The 21977-nt window shown below is 45.3% G+C and carries 15 protein-coding genes and 1 pseudogene; 9 read left to right on the forward strand and 7 right to left on the reverse strand.

Annotated elements, in window-relative coordinates:
- Positions 1–86: 86 nt before the first annotated feature.
- The 4 genes and pseudogenes from J7529_RS22010 to ltaE all read right to left on the reverse strand — a co-directional run bounded on the left by J7529_RS22010 (position 87) and on the right by ltaE (position 2973).
- Positions 87–483, reverse strand: a pseudogene (locus J7529_RS22010) (type II toxin-antitoxin system VapC family toxin).
- Between the two features lie 62 nt (positions 484–545).
- On the reverse strand, positions 546–1364 hold the full coding sequence (locus J7529_RS22015) for a tetratricopeptide repeat protein (protein WP_318730755.1): 819 nt from the start codon (positions 1362–1364) through the stop codon (positions 546–548).
- 148 nt (positions 1365–1512) lie between these two features.
- Complete coding sequence (locus J7529_RS22020; protein WP_271936848.1) at positions 1513–1878, reverse strand: cupin domain-containing protein; 366 nt, start codon at positions 1876–1878, stop codon at positions 1513–1515.
- A gap of 66 nt (positions 1879–1944) precedes the next feature.
- Positions 1945–2973 carry a low-specificity L-threonine aldolase gene (ltaE, locus tag J7529_RS22025; RefSeq protein WP_318730756.1) on the reverse strand — a complete coding sequence of 343 codons (1029 nt, stop codon included), beginning with the start codon at positions 2971–2973 and terminating at the stop codon, positions 1945–1947.
- A 400-nt stretch (positions 2974–3373) separates the two neighbouring features.
- On the opposite strand from ltaE, the gene J7529_RS22030 reads away from it, so the two are divergent.
- On the forward strand, positions 3374–6415 hold the full coding sequence (locus J7529_RS22030; protein WP_318730757.1) for an SMC family ATPase: 3042 nt from the start codon (positions 3374–3376) through the stop codon (positions 6413–6415).
- 451 nt (positions 6416–6866) lie between these two features.
- Here the strand turns inward: J7529_RS22030 and gltX are convergent, their stop codons facing one another.
- A complete protein-coding gene (gene gltX, locus J7529_RS22035; protein WP_318730758.1) occupies positions 6867–8330 on the reverse strand; it encodes a glutamate--tRNA ligase in 1464 nt (487 codons plus the stop codon).
- Between the two features lie 77 nt (positions 8331–8407).
- Positions 8408–8560 (reverse strand): hypothetical protein, encoded by a 153-nt coding sequence (locus J7529_RS22040; protein ID WP_318730759.1) that lies wholly within the window; start codon positions 8558–8560, stop codon positions 8408–8410.
- A 391-nt stretch (positions 8561–8951) separates the two neighbouring features.
- Between J7529_RS22040 and pds the strand changes: the two genes are divergently transcribed.
- Entirely contained in the window at positions 8952–10376 is a 1425-nt protein-coding gene (pds, locus tag J7529_RS22045) for a 15-cis-phytoene desaturase (RefSeq protein WP_318730760.1), read from the forward strand.
- Positions 10377–10406: 30 nt separating this feature from the next.
- Positions 10407–11330 carry a 15-cis-phytoene synthase CrtB gene (gene crtB, locus J7529_RS22050; RefSeq protein WP_318730761.1) on the forward strand — a complete coding sequence of 308 codons (924 nt, stop codon included), beginning with the start codon at positions 10407–10409 and terminating at the stop codon, positions 11328–11330.
- A gap of 240 nt (positions 11331–11570) precedes the next feature.
- Here the strand turns inward: crtB and J7529_RS22055 are convergent, their stop codons facing one another.
- Positions 11571–12233, reverse strand: coding sequence for a PEP-CTERM sorting domain-containing protein (locus tag J7529_RS22055; RefSeq protein ID WP_318730762.1), 663 nt, complete (start codon positions 12231–12233; stop codon positions 11571–11573).
- A 538-nt stretch (positions 12234–12771) separates the two neighbouring features.
- On the opposite strand from J7529_RS22055, the gene J7529_RS22060 reads away from it, so the two are divergent.
- The 6 genes from J7529_RS22060 to J7529_RS22085 form a co-directional block, all read left to right on the forward strand.
- Positions 12772–14250, forward strand: a complete 1479-nt coding sequence (locus J7529_RS22060) for a CoA-acylating methylmalonate-semialdehyde dehydrogenase (RefSeq protein ID WP_318730763.1) — start codon at positions 12772–12774, stop codon at positions 14248–14250.
- Between the two features lie 69 nt (positions 14251–14319).
- Entirely contained in the window at positions 14320–15582 is a 1263-nt protein-coding gene (locus tag J7529_RS22065; RefSeq protein ID WP_318730764.1) for a sensor histidine kinase, read from the forward strand.
- 69 nt (positions 15583–15651) lie between these two features.
- A complete protein-coding gene (locus tag J7529_RS22070; RefSeq protein ID WP_318730765.1) occupies positions 15652–16770 on the forward strand; it encodes a TRAP transporter substrate-binding protein DctP in 1119 nt (372 codons plus the stop codon).
- A 20-nt stretch (positions 16771–16790) separates the two neighbouring features.
- Complete coding sequence (locus tag J7529_RS22075; protein WP_318730766.1) at positions 16791–19514, forward strand: ATP-binding protein; 2724 nt, start codon at positions 16791–16793, stop codon at positions 19512–19514.
- 479 nt (positions 19515–19993) lie between these two features.
- Complete coding sequence (locus tag J7529_RS22080) at positions 19994–21163, forward strand: sigma-70 family RNA polymerase sigma factor (RefSeq protein ID WP_318730767.1); 1170 nt, start codon at positions 19994–19996, stop codon at positions 21161–21163.
- Positions 21164–21249: 86 nt separating this feature from the next.
- Positions 21250–21977, forward strand: a 728-nt coding sequence (locus J7529_RS22085) for a C1 family peptidase (protein ID WP_318730768.1), incomplete at its 3' end; no start/stop codon positions are given.

The following is a 21977-nucleotide window of genomic DNA, read 5'->3' on the forward strand; positions in this document are numbered from 1 at the left end:
CTTTACTTAACAGCATTACCTCCATGACTGAACACGCTTTCCTCAAGTTCCGGGATTGGGGTTAATGGAAAGTTAAAACTTTCAGATTATGGAATAATTTGGATTAGTCCGGTATTGAATGCCCGATCATAAGTAATGATAGGAATATTTTCCAGTTCCCCTTGAGCCATAATCATACGATCAAAAGGGTCACGATGCTTGATAGGTAAGTTTCCTGCTCTGAGGGCATGGGCTGACGTAATATGCAATTCCCAAAATTGGGCTTGTGCAAGCAGTTGGGCATATTGTGCGATGGATGATCGGTTTAGCCTCTGGAAGTTTACCGAGCCGATATTTAGTAGCAATTTCCCAAGCTGAAGCGCTACTAACCCAGATATCATAGTTGGGATGACCAATTAAATTTCTACAGAAGCTATCGAGTCTCTGGTCATCGAAAAACCACCACAATAAGACATGGGTATCTAGGAGATAGCTTATTCCCATTCTTGCAGTTTAATGCCCTATTCTAGCTGAGACAGTCCACTACTGAATCTCTTTTCTCTCTCTTAATACAAAGACGAAACTAATTTTTTCCGATACTCTTGAGTCAAAGGATGAGTGTTTCCCAAATACTCAAATAATGCTAACATCCCCTTGCGGCCAGCATCCTGCTCATAGGAGCGGTGTTGCTCGACAAAATAGAGTAAGCCTTCGAGCGCTCCTTGATAATCGAGATCTAACACTCGACCACAAGTGTCTACATATTTGCGATCTAATTCTGTTTCTACTGGCAAACTCACTTGGCGTTGGAAATATAATAATCCCTTCATCGACTGGGCTTTGGAAAATAATTCCAGATTCTCTTTACCTACAGTCATCAGCATTTTTTCTGCCTCTTCAAATTGACCCAAATGGGTGAGAAATTCAGCCGCTACTAACACCACTCTTGGATCTTGAGGATAAGTCTCAAACAACCGATCTAAAACGGATTTGATTTGGGGATACTGTTTTTCAGCAATTAACCCTCTAATGCTTTCCAAATCTCGTTCTAAGGAAGATTGCAGATTAAATTTAGACAACATTTCTCGGATTTGCACCTCTGGTAAGGCTCCGACAAAACCGGGAATCACATCTCCCTGATGCACCATGCGAATATCAGGGACTCCTTCCACGTGGTAGCGGTTAGCTAACTCTGGATTTTGATCGATATCAACCTTGGCTAAAATAATCCCATATTCAACGGCCAGCTTCTCTAAAATGGGCTTAATCATTTGACAAGGACCGCACCACGTCGCGAAAAAATCGAGTAATACAGGGTGTTGATAGGAAGCCTCTAAGACTTCTGGGGTAAAGTTATCTGTGTCAATCACCATAGCGTGTTCCATATTTTTGTTCTCCTGGGTAATCGGTTATCGTCTCAGGTGCTGGTTCTCGATCTATAGATCATATAGATCATTAAGTGTCCTGAATCCCGATTTTTAAGAGAGACTTTATACGGGAGGCGATCGCCATACCCCAGAATCTGTACTTGAGCTAGACATGCCCTAGAGCGCTAACCGTTCTTTCGTTTTTAACGTTCCCCGTATTTACCGTCGAAGCAGGCTCAAAGAGCATAACGTGAACTTCTGCTGCGGCAACCGGCTTATGCTCAACGCCTCTGGGAACAATGACAAATTCCCCTGGGTTTACAACAACCTGGCGATCGCGAAACATCATGGTGAACTGTCCCTTGACGACAAAGAACAGCTCATCTTCATTGTCGTGATGGTGCCAGACAAACTCTCCCTGAAACTTAACCAGCTTCACCTGTTGTCCATTGAGTTCTCCTACGATTTTAGGATTCCAATAGTCTGAAAATTGCTCAAATTTCTCAGTTAGATTAATTACTGTGCTATCCATCAATCTACTCCTTGGATGTTCTCCATTAAAATTTTAGGGGTGTGAAGGTGATGGGAAACCCAACCATTAGCCAGCCACTAGAACATCTTTAACGATGTCTGGAACCTGTTGAATCTGTTCTCGGCTCACCATCAAATGGGTGACAGCTCTAATGGAATAGGTTCCAGTAGCCAGTACCAAAACACCTTTCTCTCTGAGCTTTTCAACGAGCATTGAAGCCGGAATCGATAGGGTTTTGAATTGTATGATATTAGTTTGAATTGCTGCTGGATCAATCTCAATACCCGGAACGGTTTGTAGGCTCTCGGCGAGGAGGCGAGCATTGTCGTGATCGTCTTGTAATCGCTCTCGATGATGCTTGAGGGCATACAATGCTCCAGCGGCGAGAATACCTGCTTGACGCATGGCTCCGCCAAACATCTTGCGAAACCGCCGCGATCGTGCAATAAATTCGTTAGAACCTACCAGAGCTGAACCCACAGGTGCGCCTAATCCTTTAGAAAAGCAGACACTGACGGAATCAAATGAGCGAGCATAATCTCCTTCAGAAATGCCCGTAGCAATGCAGGCATTCCACAATCGTGCGCCATCGAGATGTAATTGCAATCCCTGCTCTTGGCATACATGGGCGATCGCCTTAATATCTTCAAGAGGATAAATATGTCCGCCCCCTCGATTGTGAGTATTTTCCAGGCAAACCAGTTTCGTTCTGGGAAAATGATCGTCAATGGGACGCAGTACTGCCTTGAGATCGTCGGCGGTAAATACACCGCGATCTCCATTAATCAGACGACACATCACGCCTGAGAGTGCGGCTGGCGCACCTCCTTCGTAATAATAGAGGTGGGCATTTGCATCAAAAATGACTTCATCACCCGGTTCGGTATGGGCGCGCAGAGCCACCTGGTTAGTCATTGTACCTGAAGGCATGAAGACAGCCGCCTCTTTACCGAGTAACTCTGCCACGCAAGATTCTAGGGCTTGCACTGTTGGATCGTCACCCAACACATCATCACCCACCTGGGCATTGGCGATCACCTGTCGCATTTCAGGGGTGGGCTGGGTTACTGTATCGCTTCTTAAATCAATCATCATAGAAGAGAGAATCGTTATATGTCGGGAAAATGTTTAACCCAATTTTAAAGAATAGTCAAGAATTCAAAACTGGATAGTCATGAGAGGACAACAACTTGAGGATAGATTGGACTAAGGAGGAAAATGAGGTTAGTACAGGACTATTTTTTTCTATCTTTCGGGACAAAGTACCCCATTATATAGCGCTGCGCGCTAGGGAATAGGGAATAGGGAATAGGGAATAGCTTGTATGGCTTAGGTTCTAAGGTTTCAAGCTGTACCTCATAGAAGAGAGAAACGCCTCATCTCTTCATTCTCCCCATCCCTACTTTCTCATAGAGATTGCATCCCTTGCACGAAAAGAATATTATTGATCATGAACTAGCTTGAGACGATAACAGTATAAGGGTGTCCTTTTGGAATGATACCGCTACAATTGACGCTGAAAAACTTTCTGAGTTATCAGGAGGCGACGCTAGATTTTAGTCAACTCCATACCGCTTGCATCTCTGGAGTAAATGGGGCGGGGAAATCGTCTTTACTGGAGGCGATCGCCTGGAGTCTGTGGGGAAAAAGCCGGGTAGGTAGCGAAGATGACCTAATTTACTACGGAGCGGCGGAAGTTCGGGTAATGTTTAGCCTGATTCAGGATCAGCAAACGCTTCGTGTTATTCGTACCCGTCAACGGGGACAAACAACGAGTCTAGAGTTTCAGGTGCAGACAGAAAGTGGGTTTCGTTCGCTGACGAGTCGGAACATGCGCCAAACCCAGCAGCTTATCATTGAGAGTTTGAAACTGGATTACCATACGTTTGTGAATTCGGCTTATTTGCGCCAAGGAAGAGCAGATGAGTTTATGCTCAAAGGGGCGATGGAGCGCAAACAGATTTTGGCGCGGTTGTTGAATTTAGATCAATACGATCGGTTGAGCGATCACGCTAAAGAAATTTCCGTCCAGCATAAAGCGACGGTGGGAGTCCTGCAACCGCAACTTCAGGCAATTGAAAGCCAACTGACGACAGAAGAGGCGATCGCCCAAGAACGGCAAGAGGTAGAGCAACATTTGCAATACCTGCACCAGACGCAAGCGAGAGCCAAACAACAACTGAGCAGTTGGCAAACCCTCCAGCATCAACAACAAACCCTACAGCAACAACTCCAGTGGCATGAAAGTCAACAAGAAAGCTTGGAGCGCGATCGCCAGCGTTTACACCAGGAGCGAGACACGGCTCACACCCAAAAAGAGCAACTGGAAAGCCTTTTAGCTCAAGAAAGTGCAATTACCACGGCTTACCAGAACTTCCAGAGCTTGCAAGTGAAAGAAGCCCAACTTGCTGCCCAATTTAGCAGCTATCAAACCACCCAAGAACAGCTTAATCACTTACGTCAGACGCAAAAAGAGCAACAACAAGCCTTAGAAGATCAACTGCGTCTGATTCAAATTCAACTGGATCATCTACAAACTCAAGAAAGAGAACTGCAAGCCATCCTCGATCGCCAGCCAGAAATTGAAGCGGCTCAAGTTAAACTGCAACAAGCCCGCGATCGCCTCAATTCCCTCGATCAGCTTCAATTGCAAGTCTCTCCCCTGCTCCACCATCGCCAAAATCTGCAACGGAGAATTGACCAAGCCACTGCCCAATGTCGCGCTAAACTAGAAGAATTACAAAGTTCTTGGAAAGAACTACAAACCGAACAAGCCCAAACCCCTTTATTAGAACAAGCGGCTGAAGATGTAGCCGGTGAAATTGCCCAATTGGAGAAAAAACGCATTTATCAACAGCGCGTGTTAGAAAAAGGGCAAGAACGGCGCAATATGATGGAAGGCTTGCAAGCCCAACAGCGCAGCTACGAAAGCCAACTGGATGCCATTAGTCAGAAATTACAGTTGCTCAAACAGCGATCGAGTGCGGAAAATGGCGATGAGCAAATCTATCCACCTTGTCCATTGTGCGATCGTCCCCTGGATGAACACCACTGGCATTTAGTACAAGAAAAACACACTTCCGAACAACAAAAAATTCTCAATCAAATCTGGGTTATTCGGGATCAGCTTGCTACTTCTGAATTGGAAATTAAAGTTTTCCGCCAAGAATATCGCGACTTAGATCGAGAACTGTCTAGGCTCAGTCCCGCTCTGGAAAAGCGAGGACAACTGAAAGCTGTCTTAGATGTCACGGAGCAAAAACTGGAACGCCTCCAACAGTTGCAAACGGAAATTTTGGAGCTAGAGGACGCTTTGCACACTCGCAGCTATGCTCAGGATCTCTATACTGAACTGGAAACAATCGATCGGCGGATTCAGAAACTCAAGTATGATGAAAAAGATCATGTCCTCGCTAGAGGTCAAGTGGAAAAATGGCGCTGGGCAGATATGAAAAAGGGGGAAATTAAATCAGCTCTCAAACAGCAGAAAAAACTCCAAGAAGAGCGTCCCGAATTACAAGCTCAATACCAACAACTGAGCCGCCGTTTAGAGAAGTTACAGACAACCTCTAGCCTACAGCGCCAAATTCAAACGCTAGAAACCCAGTTAGCGGAAATTGGCTACGATCCAGAGAGCCATCAACTCTTGATTAATCAGTTGAGAGAGGCTCAAAGTGCCCAATTTCGTCATCAACAATTGGAACAAGCCCAAGAACAGTATCCGCAAGTTTGTCAGACTTGTCTAGCGTTAGATCGTCGCTTAGACGACCATCAAAATCGGACGCAGGAATTAGGCGAAAGTTTAGCCGAATTGAATAAAGTTCTCCTGCAAAATCCGGATGCTACGCCTCAAGTGAGAGCTTTAGAGCGCCAACTTCAGGATGGGCAAAATCAGCGAGAAGAGTTATTGGCTCGTAAGGGCAGATTGCAACAGCAGCAGCAACATTTAAAAAGCCTTAATCAGCAGTATCAAACGATTAAAAAACAATTGGAAGTTGCTCAGAAAAATTATCGAGTTTACACTGAGTTAACGTATGCTTTTGGTAAAAAAGGGATTCAATCTCTAATGATTGAGAACATTTTACCAGAGTTGGAAGCGCAAACGAATCGGGTGTTAGCGCGGCTGAGTTCTCACCAGTTGCATGTGCAGTTTATCACGCAAAAATCCCAGAAAACGAAGAAAGATAAATGGGTGGAAACCCTAGATATTTTAATTGCCGATTCCCAGGGAACTCGTCCCTATGAAACCTATTCGGGGGGGGAAACCTTTCGGGTAAATTTTGCCATTCGTCTAGCTTTAGCGAAACTCTTGGCGCAACAGTCGGGAACCGCCTTACAAATGCTGATTATCGATGAAGGATTTGGCACACAAGACGAGGAAGGATGCGATCGCCTGATCGCGGCGATCAATGCCATTTCTCCTGAATTTGCCTGCATCCTTACCATTACTCACCTGAATTTCTTTAAGGAAGCGTTTCCGGTACGTATCGAGGTGACGAAAACGGCGAACGGTTCCCAGCTTTCGGTGCAAAGTTGAGGGGATAGAATGTAGGTTGGGTTGAACGGTAGCAAGAGGTAGTGGACTGTTTCACCTAAAATAGGGCATTAGCTGCAATTCGTTGTAGGGCTTTAGCCCTACAATGTTCGGAGCGCTAAAGTGCAACAACGAAGCAAATCTAATGCATCAAATTAGATTTTGTTTGTAGTGAGGGTTTTAACCCTCTCCAGCTAGGCTTTTAAGCACTCTTCGTGCTTACTACAAACAAATTTTAGGTGAAACAATCCACTACTACTAGCTTGGCAAGCGAAAAAATTGTAGGTTGGGTTGAACTAAGCGTGAAACCCAACAAAGTTTTGCTGGTGTTGGGTTTTTGGCTGTCGCCGACATGTTCATGTCGCGAAGCGAAACGTTCCTCAACCCAACCTACGCTCTGCAATCCGTTGTTGCGCTTGAGCGCTAAAATGTTCGGAGCGCTCAAGCGCAACAACTACAGGGTTTTCAGGGATTGTTTGATCCGATCGCCATCTTGTCCTTTCTGATTCCAGAGTAACCAAGATTGGATCAAGTCGGGGCCATGGACTTCACCGGTTAAGGCTGCGCGTAGACTCCGCATGACTAAGCCTTTTTTCACCTTTTTTGCTTTGGTGACGGCTTTAATGGCATCTTTGAGGGTGTCTTCAGTCGCGCTTTGCCCTTCGACTTCGCTCAGGGAACGACCTTCGACTGTGGCTAAAAGGGATTCTAAAATCTCTTTTACGCCTTCTTTTTGCAGTTGTTCCGTTGCTTCTTCGGAAAAGTTAATCTCTTCAGTAAAGAACATTTGCGCCAATTCCACGGCTTCCGGCAAACGGGTTAAACTGGGGCCAATTAAAGCAACAATTTGTTCTAACCAGGAGCGTTCTTCTGAGTCTGTGGCAAAACCAGCTTCTTGCCAAACCGGAAGGATCAGATCGGTTAATTCAGGGATGGGAAGATGATGGAGATATTGGCTATTAATCCAGTTAAGTTTATCCCAATCAAATTTAGCACCAGCTTGATTGACGCGATCGAACGTAAAGGTTTGGGCGGCTTCGTCTAGGGTAAAGATTTCCTGCGTCGCATCGGGAGCTGTCCAACCCAACAGGGTCATATAATTGGCTAAACCAGGAGCAATATAACCCATCTTACGGAAATCGGAAATGGAGGTTACACCATCACGCTTGGAGAGTTTGCGTCCTTCTTGATTTAAGATTAGGGGCGTGTGGGCAAATTCGGGAACCTGTCCCCCCAAGGCTTCGTAGAGTAAAATCTGTTTGGCGGTATTGGCGATATGGTCTTCACCGCGAATGACATGGGTGATGGTCATATCCATATCATCAACGACTACGGCTAAATTATAGAGGGGTTGACCGACTCCTCCGGCTTCAGCAGCACGAGCAACCACCATATCTCCACCTAAGTCGCTGGCTTTCCAACTGACGGTTCCTCGAACTAAATCTTTCCAGATAATGCTACGATCGCCGTCTATCTTAAAGCGAATTACGGGTTTACGACCTTCGGCTTCAAAGGCAGCTTGTTCGTCTGCCGTCAAATTGCGATGGCGGTTATCATAGCGAGGAGCAAGTCCGGCGGCTTTTTGCTTGGCTCGCATGTCGTCGAGTTCTTCGGGAGTGCAATAGCAGCGATAGGCTAATCCTTGGTCGAGTAAGGTTTGCACGGCTTGTTTATAGAGATCGAGCCGTTGGGACTGATAAAATGGCCCTTCATCCCAAGTTAAACCTAGCCAATTGAGGCCTTCGAGGATATTATCGGTGTATTCGGGGCGCGATCGCTCTAAATCCGTATCTTCAATTCTGAGAATAAACTGCCCTCCCAAGTGTCGGGCGAATAACCAGTTAAATACAGCCGTCCGTGCTGTACCAATATGGAGGTTTCCGGTGGGACTCGGTGCGATTCTAACTCTGACGCTCACAAAAGTTTTCTCTTTCGATACAACTTTTTCTCATTTTAACCCTTGAAATGCTCTTAAATCCCTATAAGGATTGAAAACTAACTCGCCAAAAGACACTTCAGGGGCGAAATCAGCCAAGAATATTGACAAAATAAGACCCAACCTTTACCCATGGAAATCAAGGCTTTCCAGAACCAAGGGGTCGTTAACACTTTAGGATTTTGAGTTAAGAAAACGCTAGTTAAATACATAGGTCAGCCGCCACTCCAGATGAGGTGATGAATGAAAAATCATGGGTGGGAAAAACGATCGCGTGAAGTAAGCAGCGCGTTAACTTCCCCTATGCTTTACACCATAAGGAAATGCTCGAACTCGATCTATCCCGGTTGTGCTAGTCCGTAAAGCGCACAAAGCGCTTCCCGCTAGGGAATAGGGAATAGGGAATAGGGAATGGGTAACTTGGTCTCTGCTGCGCTGTCCCTATGCGTCAGACTAGAGACACCTGGGGAAGTGGCAACTTGACTCACCCGTGGTGTTGGCTCCCGGAATCGAGATTTATGGGGATCTTCGATCAAAAAGTGAGAACTCTGGGCAGACTGGTGTAGAATACTAAGAAATGTTACAGAGCGAAAAAGAAACTAAATGCGAGTTGCGATCGCTGGAGCTGGATTAGCAGGACTCTCCTGCGCCAAATACCTCACCGATGCGGGCCACACCCCCATTGTCCTAGAGCGTCGGGATGTCCTAGGAGGAAAAGTAGCCGCCTGGAAAGACGAAGACGGGGACTGGTACGAAACCGGATTGCACATCTTTTTTGGGGCTTATCCCAATATGCTGCAATTATTCAAAGAACTCGACATTGAAGACCGTTTGCAATGGAAACAGCACACGATGATCTTCAACCAGCCGGAAAAACCCGGAACCTACTCCCGGTTTGACTTTCCTGATCTCCCTGCTCCCATTAATGGTCTAATTGCCATTCTCCGCAATAACGACATGCTCACCTGGGGTGAAAAAATTCAATTTGGCATCGGACTGCTTCCAGCTATCCTTAAGGGACAGAGCTATGTAGAGGAAATGGATCAATATTCCTTTAGTGAATGGCTCAAAAAACAAAACGTACCGCCTCGCATTGAAACCGAAGTCTTCATCGCCATGTCCAAAGCGTTGAACTTCATTAACCCCGATGAAATTTCCGCCACCATTATCCTCACAGCTCTGAATCGATTTCTCCAGGAGAAAAACGGCTCGAAAATGGCCTTCCTCGATGGCTCTCCTACAGAAAGACTGTGCCAGCCTTTAGTCGATTATATTAGCGATCGCGGTGGCCAAGTTCGACTCAACGCCCCCATCAAACAATTCCTCCTCAAAGACGACTACAGCGTTGGCAGCTTTTTACTGCGCGGACTCGACGGCCAACCCGATGAAGAGTTAACCGCCGATGTCTACGTTTCTGCCATGCCCGTAGATCCCCTGAAAACCATCCTGCCCCAACCCTGGCGAGCCATGCCCTACTTCCAGCAACTCCAAGGACTAGAAGGGGTTCCCGTCATCAACCTGCACCTGTGGTTTGACCGCAAACTCACCGACATTGACCATCTGCTCTTTTCTCGCTCTCCCCTTCTCAGTGTCTACGCAGACATGAGTAACACCTGCAAAGAGTACGCTAACCCAGACCGCTCCATGCTGGAACTGGTTCTAGCCCCCGCTAAAGACTGGATCTCGAAATCCGATCAAGAAATCATCGCCGCCACTTTAGCGGAACTGAAAACCCTATTTCCCCAACATTTCACGGGTGACAACCCAACCAAATTGCTCAAATCCCACGTCGTCAAAACCCCCCGCTCAGTCTACAAAGCCACCCCCGGACGGCAAAATTACCGCCCTTCCCAAGAAACTCCTATTCCCAACTTCTATCTCACTGGAGATTACACCATGCAGCGCTACCTGGCCAGCATGGAAGGAGCAGTCTTGTCCGGCAAATTAACCGCCCAAGCTATTGTCAGAAGTCAGGAATTAGGAGAAACTCCAATAAAGTCCCCAGCTAAATCTGAGTCCGCACTCTAAATTTCCCACCGCCGAATCCCTCTGTAACCCATGCTGCAATTACCGAAGCCTGCTCGCATGAGACCGCTTGTCTCCCTAGAACAATCCTATGAACTCTGTCGTCAAATTACGGCAACCTACGCTAAAACCTTCTATTTAGGAACCCTATTGATGCCAGAAATCAAGCGCCGCGCCATCTGGGCCATTTATGCTTGGTGTCGGCATACCGATGAATTGGTAGATGGTAAGGAAAGTGAAATTACCACTCCAGAAACCCTTGACCATTGGGAACAACGCCTAGAAGAAGTGTTTGACGGACGTGCCATCACCGATGAAGAAGTTGCCCTAGTGGATGCCCTACACCAGTTTCCCCTAGACATTCAGCCCTTCCGCGATATGATTGCCGGGCAACGAATGGATTTATTCCAAAGTCGGTATCAAACGTTTGACGATCTGTATTTGTACTGTTACCGAGTTGCGGGAACTGTGGGGTTAATGTCTACGTGTGTAATGGGCGTAGACGAGTCCGGTTCCGTTGCTCCTTGGCATCATCGCCCCTATGTACCGATAGAAGAGGCGGTAGCCCTAGGTATTGCCAACCAGTTAACGAATATTCTCCGGGATGTGGGGGAAGATATTCAGCGCGGCAGAATTTATTTACCCTTGGAAGAGTTGGCCCTGTTTGACTATACGGAAGAGGATTTACTGAACGGGGTGATTGACAAGCGTTGGCGAGAGTTTATGCGCTTTCAAATTCAACGAGCAAGGAAGTTCTACAAACAAGCAGAACGGGGGGTACGCTATCTGATTCGGGATGCTCGATGGCCAGTTTGGTCAGCGTTGATGCTCTATCAACAGATTTTAGGAGCGATTGAACGCAATGATTATGATGTATTTAGCAAACGCGCTTATGTGTCTTTACCGAAGAAATTGGTGACTTTGCCCGTGGCTTATATGCGATCGCAAATTTTCTAATCCGATCCGATTACTTTAGACAAGGGGCTGAGGGTCCCTTGTTTAGAAGCACTTCATCCAGTTTTGCCCTATTCTGAGATTATTGGCGATCGTGGTAGGGTGGGCAGTTGATTCAAATAAGATTCAGATATGATTGTAGGGGCAAACAACCATTTGCCCCTACAGATCCCCTTTTTGCAGATAGATCTTAGTGTATCAACCTTAATTGAAATGACTATAACCCTTCTTTTCTTTTACACCTTATCCATTTTGGCGACGACGAGTACCAACTAAGGCTGCACCAACTAGACCAAGACCCAGGAGAGTTGCAGGTTCAGGTACAGCAGTAAATACAGCACCACTTAGAGCCATATCATCAATTGAACCACCAGAATTGAGAATAGCCCAAGCCTCATCAACTGTCATATTGTTCTGTTGGAAAGTCAGGTTACCTGCCCCCTTCGTTGTTTCCCCACCAATGTCAAAGATACCAAAAAGTGCTACATCAATAGCGATATTAGCACCACTTTGCTTAATATCATATTCAGCATTCTCTAAGATGAAGACGTTAGCTCCGTCAGTAATTTCCCCGACATCACCCATGGCCACCTCAAAAGGAGTTTTCGTCCCGAAATCTAGGAAAGGATTTTCATAGATATCACCACTAAAGCTAACGACTTCCTGGATTTGTGCAGTTTGGAATGGAGCAAAAACACCTTCCTGAGTTGTCAGAGCCACAGGAGTGAAGGGTTCATTATTAAAGTCTAGTGCATCTTTAGTTAAGGTAACACTCGTTAGACCGTCGATACCAAAACCACCGCTGAATTGAGTAGAGCTGAAAGCATTGGCAGCACTGGAAGTAGCCATAACACCAGCAACGGTTAAGGGAAGAACAGCGATAGAAGCAACGAGTTGGTTTTTCATGATTTATTAGGACTCCAAATAACTTGAATGAGTGTTTGTTTAGTATTGAGCTTAGACCAATATCTTTTCGAGCTTGTAGAAACAACATTGTGAACACCCTGAGTAAACATGTTCAGTAATTGTTCCTGAGTGTTTTCCTCTCATGAGTCTAAGTTAGCAAGAACTACGGAGTACTTACAAGCATTTTTCCGAAACTTCACGGAAACTTTAAAAAAAATAGGTTCATCATGAAGGATCTGTGAAGTTGATCTGGGATTTCCCGGATCTGGGTCACGAGAGAGCTACCTTTGCCTGGATTGACCTCGTCTAAAGCGATACTGTGTATTCTTCTAGTATAATACCTTTGTCTTTATACTTTATGATCTTAAAAAAATTTTTGAGTTTGTCTTTGATTTTGCCTCGGTTTATTGCGTAAAATTTGGGTTGTGAGTCCATTAACGTGGACTACGTGTGGAAAGATTGCTTACGAGTAGGGAGAGTGGGAAAATACCCTTAAAGTAGGTTGAGTGGGAACTCGTGAGTGGGGTAAGTACAAGTTATGACCGAAACTCGAAGTTTACAAAACTATATCAATGGCCAATGGTGCGTCTCTAGAGCAACAGAATCGATTTCGGTAACAAACCCAGCGACGAGTGAGCAGTTAGGAAAAGTTCCGGTTTCTCCAGCTACTGAGGTCGATCGCGCAGCAACGGCAGCCAGTATCGCCCAGCAGGATTGGCGCAGGGTTCCCCCGCAAGAGAGAATTCAGTATTTGTTTAAGCTAAAGGGGTTGTTAGAGCGAGACTTTGAGAGCCTTGCTCAGACGATTACGATCGAGTGCGGTAAAACGTTGAAGGAGTCCCAAGGGGAATTACGGCGAGCGATTGAGAATGTGGAAGTCGCTTGTGGAATTCCGACTCTGATGCAAGGGATTAATCTGGAAGATATTGCCCAGGGGATTGATGAAATCATGATTCGGCAACCGGTAGGAGTTGCAGCAGTTATTGCACCGTTTAATTTCCCAGCGATGATTCCGTTTTGGTTTATGCCCTATGCTCTCGCTTGTGGCAATACTTATATTGTAAAACCTTCGGAGAAAGTGCCCCTGACGATGGAAAAGGTGTTTCATCTGCTAGAGGAAACAGGACTACCCAACGGAGTAGTCAATTTAGTCCATGGAGCGAAGGAAACCGTAGACGCAATTTTAGAGCACCCCTTGATTCGGGCGATTAGTTTTGTCGGTTCTAGTCCAGTGGCTCGATATATATATAGTCAAGCGGCGGCGCATGGGAAGCGGGTGCAGTGTCAGGGAGGCGCGAAAAACCCAATTATTGTGCTGCCGGATGCGGATCTGGAGATGACGATGCGTATTGTGGCTGATAGTGCGTTTGGCTGTGCGGGACAGCGCTGTTTAGCGGCTTCGATCGCTCTCACCGTCGGTTCTGTACGAGATTCGTTTCGGGAGGCAATCTCCACAACTGCAACGGAGCGTAAGGTCGGGTTTGGTCTGGATGAAGGTATCCAAATGGGGCCAGTCATTACTGAAGGGAGTCAACAGAGAATTGAAGGATTAATCGATCGCGGAACCCAAGAAGGCGCTCAAATTCTTGTAGATGGCAGAAAGGCGAACATTCCCGGTTACGAAAAAGGTTACTTTGTGCGACCGACTATTTTAGATGGAGTTGAGCCAGAAAGTGCGATCGCCGGAACCGAAATTTTCGGCCCAGTTCTGGGTTTAATGCATGTCAACGATTTAGAGGAGGCGATCGCCTTAATCAACCAAAGTCCTTGGGGAAATATGGCCTGTTTATTTACCAGTAATGGCGCAGCCGCCCGTAAATTCCGCTATGAAGTTGAAGCTGGAAATATTGGGATTAATATTGGTGTTGCTGCACCCATGGCCTTCTTCCCCTTTAGTGGTTGGAAAGAGAGCTTTTTTGGGGATTTACACGGTCAAGGCCGTCATGCCGTTGAATTTTTCACTCAAACTAAAGTGGTAATTGAACGCTGGCCCAAGAACTGGTCGCGACAATTTTAACCCCATCCGTCATAAAAAATAGATTATAATCTCGCATAAACAAGATTGCCAAGTTGAGATGCCAATTAGATGCCAAAAAATCAAGATTCTGGGTTTATTCTAATTGTAGATGATAATCCCACTAATCTATCCGTACTCTCAGAAGCCCTTAGTAGTGAGGGATTTCGCTTTCGGGTAGCGATGGATGGAGAAAGTACCCTCACCCTTGTCGAACGGAATCAACCCGAACTCATCTTGCTCGATGTACAAATGCCAGGAATGGATGGTTTTGAAGTCTGTTCTCGACTCAAAGAAAAACCTCTTACCGAAAAAATTCCCATTATTTTTGCTACGGCATTATCTGATACAGGAAGCAAAACGAAAGGCTTTGCTCTAGGTGCAGTCGATTACATTCCAAAACCTTTCGATCGCGAAGAAGTCCTCGCAAGAGTACGGGTGCATCTGCAACTTAAACACTTGAGAGAATCTTTAGAAGACCAAGTGCGCGATCGCACGGCTGCTTTGCAACAAGCTCAGGTTCAGTTAGTTCAACAAGAAAAACTCTCCAGTTTAGGAGAAATGGTCGCGGGGATTGCTCACGAACTCAATAATCCAATTACCTTTCTTTCTAGCAACATTGAACCCTTAAAAGACTATGTCCTAGGTGTAAAAGACATTCTTCATCTCTACGAGCAAGACTGCCCTAAACCCTCAGCAGAATTAGAGAAAGCTATAGATGATTTAGATTTAGATTTTGTGCTGGAGGATATGGAGAAAATCATCGAATCGTTTACTCTTGGTGTCAAACGAATCAAAAATATAACGGAATCTCTACGGATCTTTTCTCGTGCCGATAGCGAAACAAAAATTGAAGCAGACTTACACGCATGTCTAGATAGTACCCTGACTATTTTGCAACATCGTATTAAGGGGAGTGGCGATCGCGACCCCATCGAAATCATTAAAGCCTACAATTGCCTGCCCCCAGTCTTGTGCTATCCCGGGCCGCTAAATCAAGTCTTTATGAATATCTTGGCCAATGGAATTGATGCTCTAGATGAAAGCCTCTTACAAGGTAAATTAGACAACCCAAAACTTGAAATCCAAACGAAATTATTGCCCTCAGACAAAATTGAGATTCAAATTACCGATAATGGTCTCGGTATCCCTGAATCGATCCAAACCCGTTTGTTTGAACCGTTATTTACCACTAAACCGGTGGGAAAAGGAACCGGATTGGGACTGGCGATCGCTCATCAAATTGTGGTAGAAAAACACCAAGGACAACTGAGTGTGGAATCTCATCTAGGGAAAGGAACTACATTTACCATTGAAATTCCGATCGAGAGTTAAGCCAAGTCAGTCGCCCTAAAATCCAGTCATAGAAGAAAAAAGTAATGATAAATTTAAATCCATGAAATTATGAAGCGTCGCCACTTTATCCATACATCAGCAACTGCCTTAACAGGAGCAGCCGCCCTAGGCAGTTGTAGCCAGCCAGACCAGCAAAATGAACCCATTGAAGCAGACTCCAACACCCTTTTTCCCGTTGTGCAATGGAGAATGGCTACGAGTTGGTCTAAAGCACTTAATATTGTATTTGGAAGTGCAGAAACCCTATCGCGCCGTGTCAAAGAGATGACCGGAGGACGATTTGTAATTATTCCCTATGGTGGAGGAGAATTAGTGCCTCCCTTAGAAATCTTAGATGCTGTTGGTAATGGCACTGTAGAGTGTGGTCACTCAGGAGGCGCTTACTATATTGAGAAAAACCGCATCTTTGGCATCGATACATTACCCTTTGGCATGAATTCCCAACAGCTAACTGCCTGGCTATATCGGGGAGGTGGCTTAGACCTTTTACAGGATCTCTATGCTGACTATGGCGTGATTAATTTTCCGGCAGGGCAAACTGGGGTTCAGATGGGAGGATGGTTCAGAGAAAAAGTCTCTATACCAGCCGATTTTAAAGGGCTAAAGATGAGAATACCGGGCGCTGGAGCGCAGGTAATGAGTCGTTTAGGAGTCGAGCCGGTTACTTTATCTTCCACTGAAGTCTTTTCCGCTATGGAGTCAGGAGAGATTGATGCGGCAGAGTTTAGCGGGCCGTTTGATGATGAAAACCTGGGAATTTATCATGTTGCTCCTTACTATTACTATCCCGGTTGGTGGGAAACCAGTTTCGCATTTCAACTCTATGTTAATTTAGAGGCTTGGAATCAACTGCCTAATATATACCAAGAAATTTTTAAAGCGGCAGCTATAGAAACTCATGTGACGACATTGGCTCACTATGACACGGAAAATGGTGCGGCTCTAAAGCGATTAATCAGTCGCGGTACGGAGTTGTTACCCTTCAGCGAAGAGATATTGAATGCGGCTTATGAAGTAGCGATTGAACTCCAGGAAGAAATAGCTGCTCAAGATCCCGGTTTTAAGGCCGTTTACGACCATTGGAGGGCATTTCGCAATAATATTTCGGGGTGGCACGCAGTCAGCGAACTGAGCTATGCCAACTTTGTGTTTAATCGAGATCGCTAATCATACGGGAGTAACTGACAATGACCAAACTCTCCCTAGTTCCCACAATTTCTCAGGTTGGCAAGTCTTTGAGAACTTCATGGAGCGATAAAATTTACCATCTCAATATTAGTCAAAAGCTCAATATCAGCTTTGGCATTCTGGCAGCCCTTACCTTTTTAGTGGCTGGACGCAGCTACCTAGCAGGACTTTGGGTCACCCAAAAAATTCAACAAACTCAGAATATACGAGTTCCTTTGGCGATCGCCTCCGGGAATGCTCAAGAAAACCTGTTAGATATGCTGCTTAATGTTCGCGGGTATAACATCACGGGAGAATCGCGATTTCGGACTCAGTACGAACAATCGAGGCTGGCATTCGAGGCCAATCTTGCTCAATTGGAGATACTATTGGGCCAGGAGCCGATCGCCGATGACATCGATCTTCAATCCCTAGAGAAATTGAAAGCTGCCTATCAGCAATGGTCTACCCTACCGGATCAACTCTTTCTACTCAAAGATAGCCCCCGCGAGAATCAACCCGCTCTCAAGCACTTTATTGACCAGGCAGAAGCGCCTGCTGAGAGGCTCAGAGCAGAGATCGACCAGATTTCCAATTGGCAGGAAGACAACGCTTCATCCATCGCAGATTTATCCTTGTTCAAGGAAATCTTGAGGTTTCAGGGGTCATTTGACCGCATGTTAGGGGAGCTAAAAGGATATATTGCGACCCAAAATATGTCCCTGCGACTAGAATATGGGAGCGCTCTGAAGAAAAATGATGCGGCTTGGGAAGCGCTCCAAGAGCAGAAGTCCCTATTGCCCGTAGAACAGCGTCAAGCCCTAGAGAAGGTAGAAGGGTGGCGATCGCAGTTTTTAGCAGAAACGGCTGCCCTCTTTACCCTCGTGGAAGGGGAACGTTATCGCGAAGATATTTTCCTGTTTAAAACAGAAGCTGCACCAGTAACCCGCGAAATGGTGGCCCTATTAGAATCGATTGTTACCCACCAACAGGAACAATTATCCCAAGATTTACAGGCAGGAAGTCAAAGTTTAAGTCAAGCCCAGTGGCAAGGACTACTAGCCGGTTTCATCGCTTTATCCATGGCTATTATTTTAGCCATTGCCCTACGACGACAAATTGCCCAACCCATTATTCGGTTAACCGACGTAACCAACCGGCTGATGTCAGGCAATTTAGACGCTCAAGCAGTTGTAGAATCGGGCGATGAAGTTGGAACTCTGGCTCAAACGTTCAATAACATGACGGCCTCCTTGCAAGCATCTCGTGCAGAAATGGAACGTTATAATGAAGCCCTAGAAGAACGGGCGGAAGAACTCAAACGCTCAAAAGAGCAAGCCGAAGTTGCCAACCAAGCCAAAAGTGATTTTTTGGCCAATATGAGTCACGAACTACGAACGCCCTTGAATGGCATTCTCGGTTATGCTCAAATTTTAGTCCGCTCTAAAGTCCTTGCAGATAAAGAGCGTCATGGAATAAATGTCATTTACCAATGTGGTTCCCATCTACTCACCCTAATCAATGATATTTTAGACCTCTCTAAAATTGAGGCACGCAAACTCGAACTGAATCCCCAGGCTGTACATTTACCGTCGTTGCTGCAAAGTGTGGTGGAAATGTGCAAAATTAAAGCTCAACAAAAGGGGATTGAGTTTATCTATCAACCCAGTTCTAGCTTACCGGATGGCGTAGAAACCGATGAAAAACGCCTACGACAGGTGTTGATTAATTTGTTGGGTAATGCGATTAAATTTACTGATTCTGGTTCGGTAACCCTAGGGATTGAAGTTCTCGCTCTCTCCGAAACCACTGCTTCCATTCTATTTAAGGCCATTGATACCGGCGTTGGTATTGCCGAAGCCGATCGCATTAAGTTGTTTGAAGCGTTTGAACAGGTGGGCGATCGCCAAAAACAATCGGAAGGAACCGGGCTAGGACTAGCCATTAGCCAACGGATTGTACAACTGATGGGGGGCAAGATTCAAGTTAAAAGTCAACGGGGAGTCGGCAGTGAATTCTTCTTCACCACTGAACTCCCCATTGCTGAAGATTGGGTGCAGCAAGTTAAGGACGATCGCAGTCATAATATCATTGGATATGAAGGCGATCGTCGTACCATTCTGGCGATCGACGATCGTTGGGAAAACCTCGCTGTTGTGCGAAACCTGTTAGAATCCGTTGATTTCAAAGTCATTGAAGCAGAAAATGGTCAACAAGGATTAGAACAACTCCGTTCAGTCCAACCCGATCTAGTGATTACCGATCTAGTCATGCCTGTAATGGATGGATTTGAATTTTTAACGCAGGTTTATTCATCCAAAGATCTCCAACACACTATTGTCATTGTTTCATCCGCTTCTGTATCTGAACTCGATCGCCAACGTGCCCTAGATACCGGCGGGCATGACTTTTTGCCTAAACCCGTAGATGCCAAATTACTCTTTCAGTTACTCTCGGCTCATTTAAATTTAGAGTGGGTTTATCAAGACCCTCCTCCAGATTCATCTTCACCTCAAGGAGCCGATGGAGGCCAATCGGAGCGGATGATTGTGCCGGATCGCGAAATCTTAGAGCAATTACTCGTTTTTATACAAGACGGGGATATTCAAGCGATTACCGAAGTGGCAGAAGATCTAGTCGCCAGCGATCGCACCTTAACTTCTTTTACCCAACAGATCTTGCAGTTAGCCAACCGTTTCCAACTCAAACGCTTACAAACCTTCATCAATGAGTTCGTTAGTTAACTCATAAGTTGATCGAATCTGCCTTACGTCATATAGCAGTCAATAGGATAGTTAAGACATTTTCTATTGCTAGAGTGCCTCAAACAATACCCTAACTGTCCTAATATTAGCACTTGCCCAAAGTTACTTTTCACCTCGTGACCCCTAAAAAATCCGGATTTTTATTAAAAATATTATAAAGACAAGAGAAGATGATAATCTCTACTTATCTTCGGCGAATGAGTTTTTTATTCGTCTAGGTATTATGTCTAGTTTAACTCGATTTATGTTGAAGAAAAAGAGGTAAAAAGTAACCCATGTAGATTTGGGGACGATAGCTGAAACAGTAGCGATTAGCAAGTTATTTTCCTAAGTGGTGCGCCCCATACCGGTTAATGAACTCACGAATGATTAGTGATTTTAAGCCCTTACTTTTTGCATCTTGACCGACAAAAGAAATCCAGCGAAAATCAACAAAATCCTAAAAAAGGAAAAGTTATATGTATGCCAAAGTCAGTAAAATTGGCTGGGATAACCCTGTGCAACCGAGAAGACAAAAGTGTGATTTAGCTGAGAAAAGGTTGTGCCAAGATCGCGGTGCTGTGGCGGATTCAGATGCGATCGTCTCCCAGTTTTGGCAGCTCTGGCAAGAAATGCACGACCAACTGTATTGTTGCTGTCTGAAGTTGATGAATTGTAATTCTACAGATGCGGAAGATGCCTTGAGTCAGGCGATGCTAAAGGCGAGGGAAAAGGTGGTGCAGTATACGGGAAAAATCCGCAATTTGAAGGCTTGGCTGATGCAGGTAACTCGCAATTTATGTATCGATCTTATTAGTCAACGGTCTAAGGAAGCAGCGGGCGTAGATAGTCTCGAATGGGTGGGGGAAACCGAGAAGGTAGGTACGATGAGTGCGATTGATCCCCCGGAAAAGGTTTTGGAGAGCGAAGAGAAAGTAATTGTGATTCGGGAGGCGATCGCTACTCTACCAGAACCCTTGTACGAGACATTTAATTTACATTTTTATCGACAACTCAGCCATAAGGAAATAGCCTCAGAACAAAGTATATCCTACGAGAATGTTTGCAAACGCATATCTTTGTCACGCAAACACTTGAAACAGCAATTGAGTCGCTATTTCCGAGGGACAGATGGAGAAATCAGAGGGATAAGAGAGCAGAGAGAAAAGATAAAAGAGATAAGGACAGAAATTGAAGTCCAAGAGAATCCAGTTGTGGAGACAATAGAAGCAGCAATACCTACGACCGTAGAAAGTATTATCGAGTATAAAGTGGTCGCGAATCTGGCGATTCAGGAAACGGGAGTTTTAGGGGTAGAAGGAGTAGATTTTAAAAGTGTTGAGATAAAAAAAACGGAGGCACACGAGAATTCTATCGAGCCTGGGAAGAAGAGTAGTCATGAAGCTAGGGTTAGTGGCGATCATAGGCTCTTGTCTTTGACTCCCGTGTTGTTGTCGAGAGAGATAGAACAATTGAAAGAAAGTCAAACGAAACAAGAGTTTGCGCAGTCTTCGAGTTGGGAAAGGGTGGTTTTATGGTTAATGAAATCTCCCTCTGTACTCGAACCATTACGCAAGATATTCAAATGGTATTTTTATCAAGTCATGTGGAGAATTTGCATAGAGAAAACGGTAAGAAAAAGAGAATAAAAACAGTCATATAGACAGAGTGCATTCAGCGCTTGACGCAGTTCAAACGCTAGTTGAAAAAACAACACACTTAAGAGTTGATTTCTATGTTGATTTTCAATGGTAGAGAATGGATTGGTACAGGTTGGGTACCCGACTTACCCGATCGCAACGACAATTACTTAGATACACACAAAGTCCAACTGTTTACACAGACATTAGAGATAGCAAAACTTCGCAAGAAAGTTGATTTGCGCCGATGGTTTCCCCCCGTGTATGACCAAGGTCAGATCGATGCTTGTCAGTCTAATAGTTGTGTGGCTCTGGTCGAGTATTTTCAGCAGAGGGCTTTCGGTCAAACTATAGATGGTTCCCGACTGTTCATTTATAAAATCGCCCGACAATTAGTCGGTCAATATGCAGATAAGGGAGCCTATAACCGCAAAGCGATGGAAGCCTTGACCTTCTTTGGTTTACCGCCAGAAAAGTATTGGCCTTACAACCCAGCGATAGTTAATGCCGATCCTCCGAGTTTCTGCTACGCCTTTGCCGAAAATTTCAAGGCAACTGAAAGTTATCGTTATGACCGACCGGGTATCGATCCTGAAGAACTGCTGAATACCATCAAAAAGCAACTTGCCAAGGGTTTGCCCGCAATGTTTGGTTTTCCCTTGTTCCCCTCCATTGCACAAGCCCAAATCACGGGTAAAATTCCAACTCCCGACCCCACAGAAAAACCAGTGGGTCTTCATACAGTGTTATCTAAGCTAAAAGGTCACCCTTTTAACTCGACTTCAGAACGGAACGTGAAAGTTTCCCTTCATTCCGCTCCTGG

Origin of the sequence: Roseofilum sp. Guam (genome assembly GCF_017746735.1) — a bacterium.
Classification (GTDB): domain Bacteria; phylum Cyanobacteriota; class Cyanobacteriia; order Cyanobacteriales; family Desertifilaceae; genus Roseofilum; species Roseofilum reptotaenium.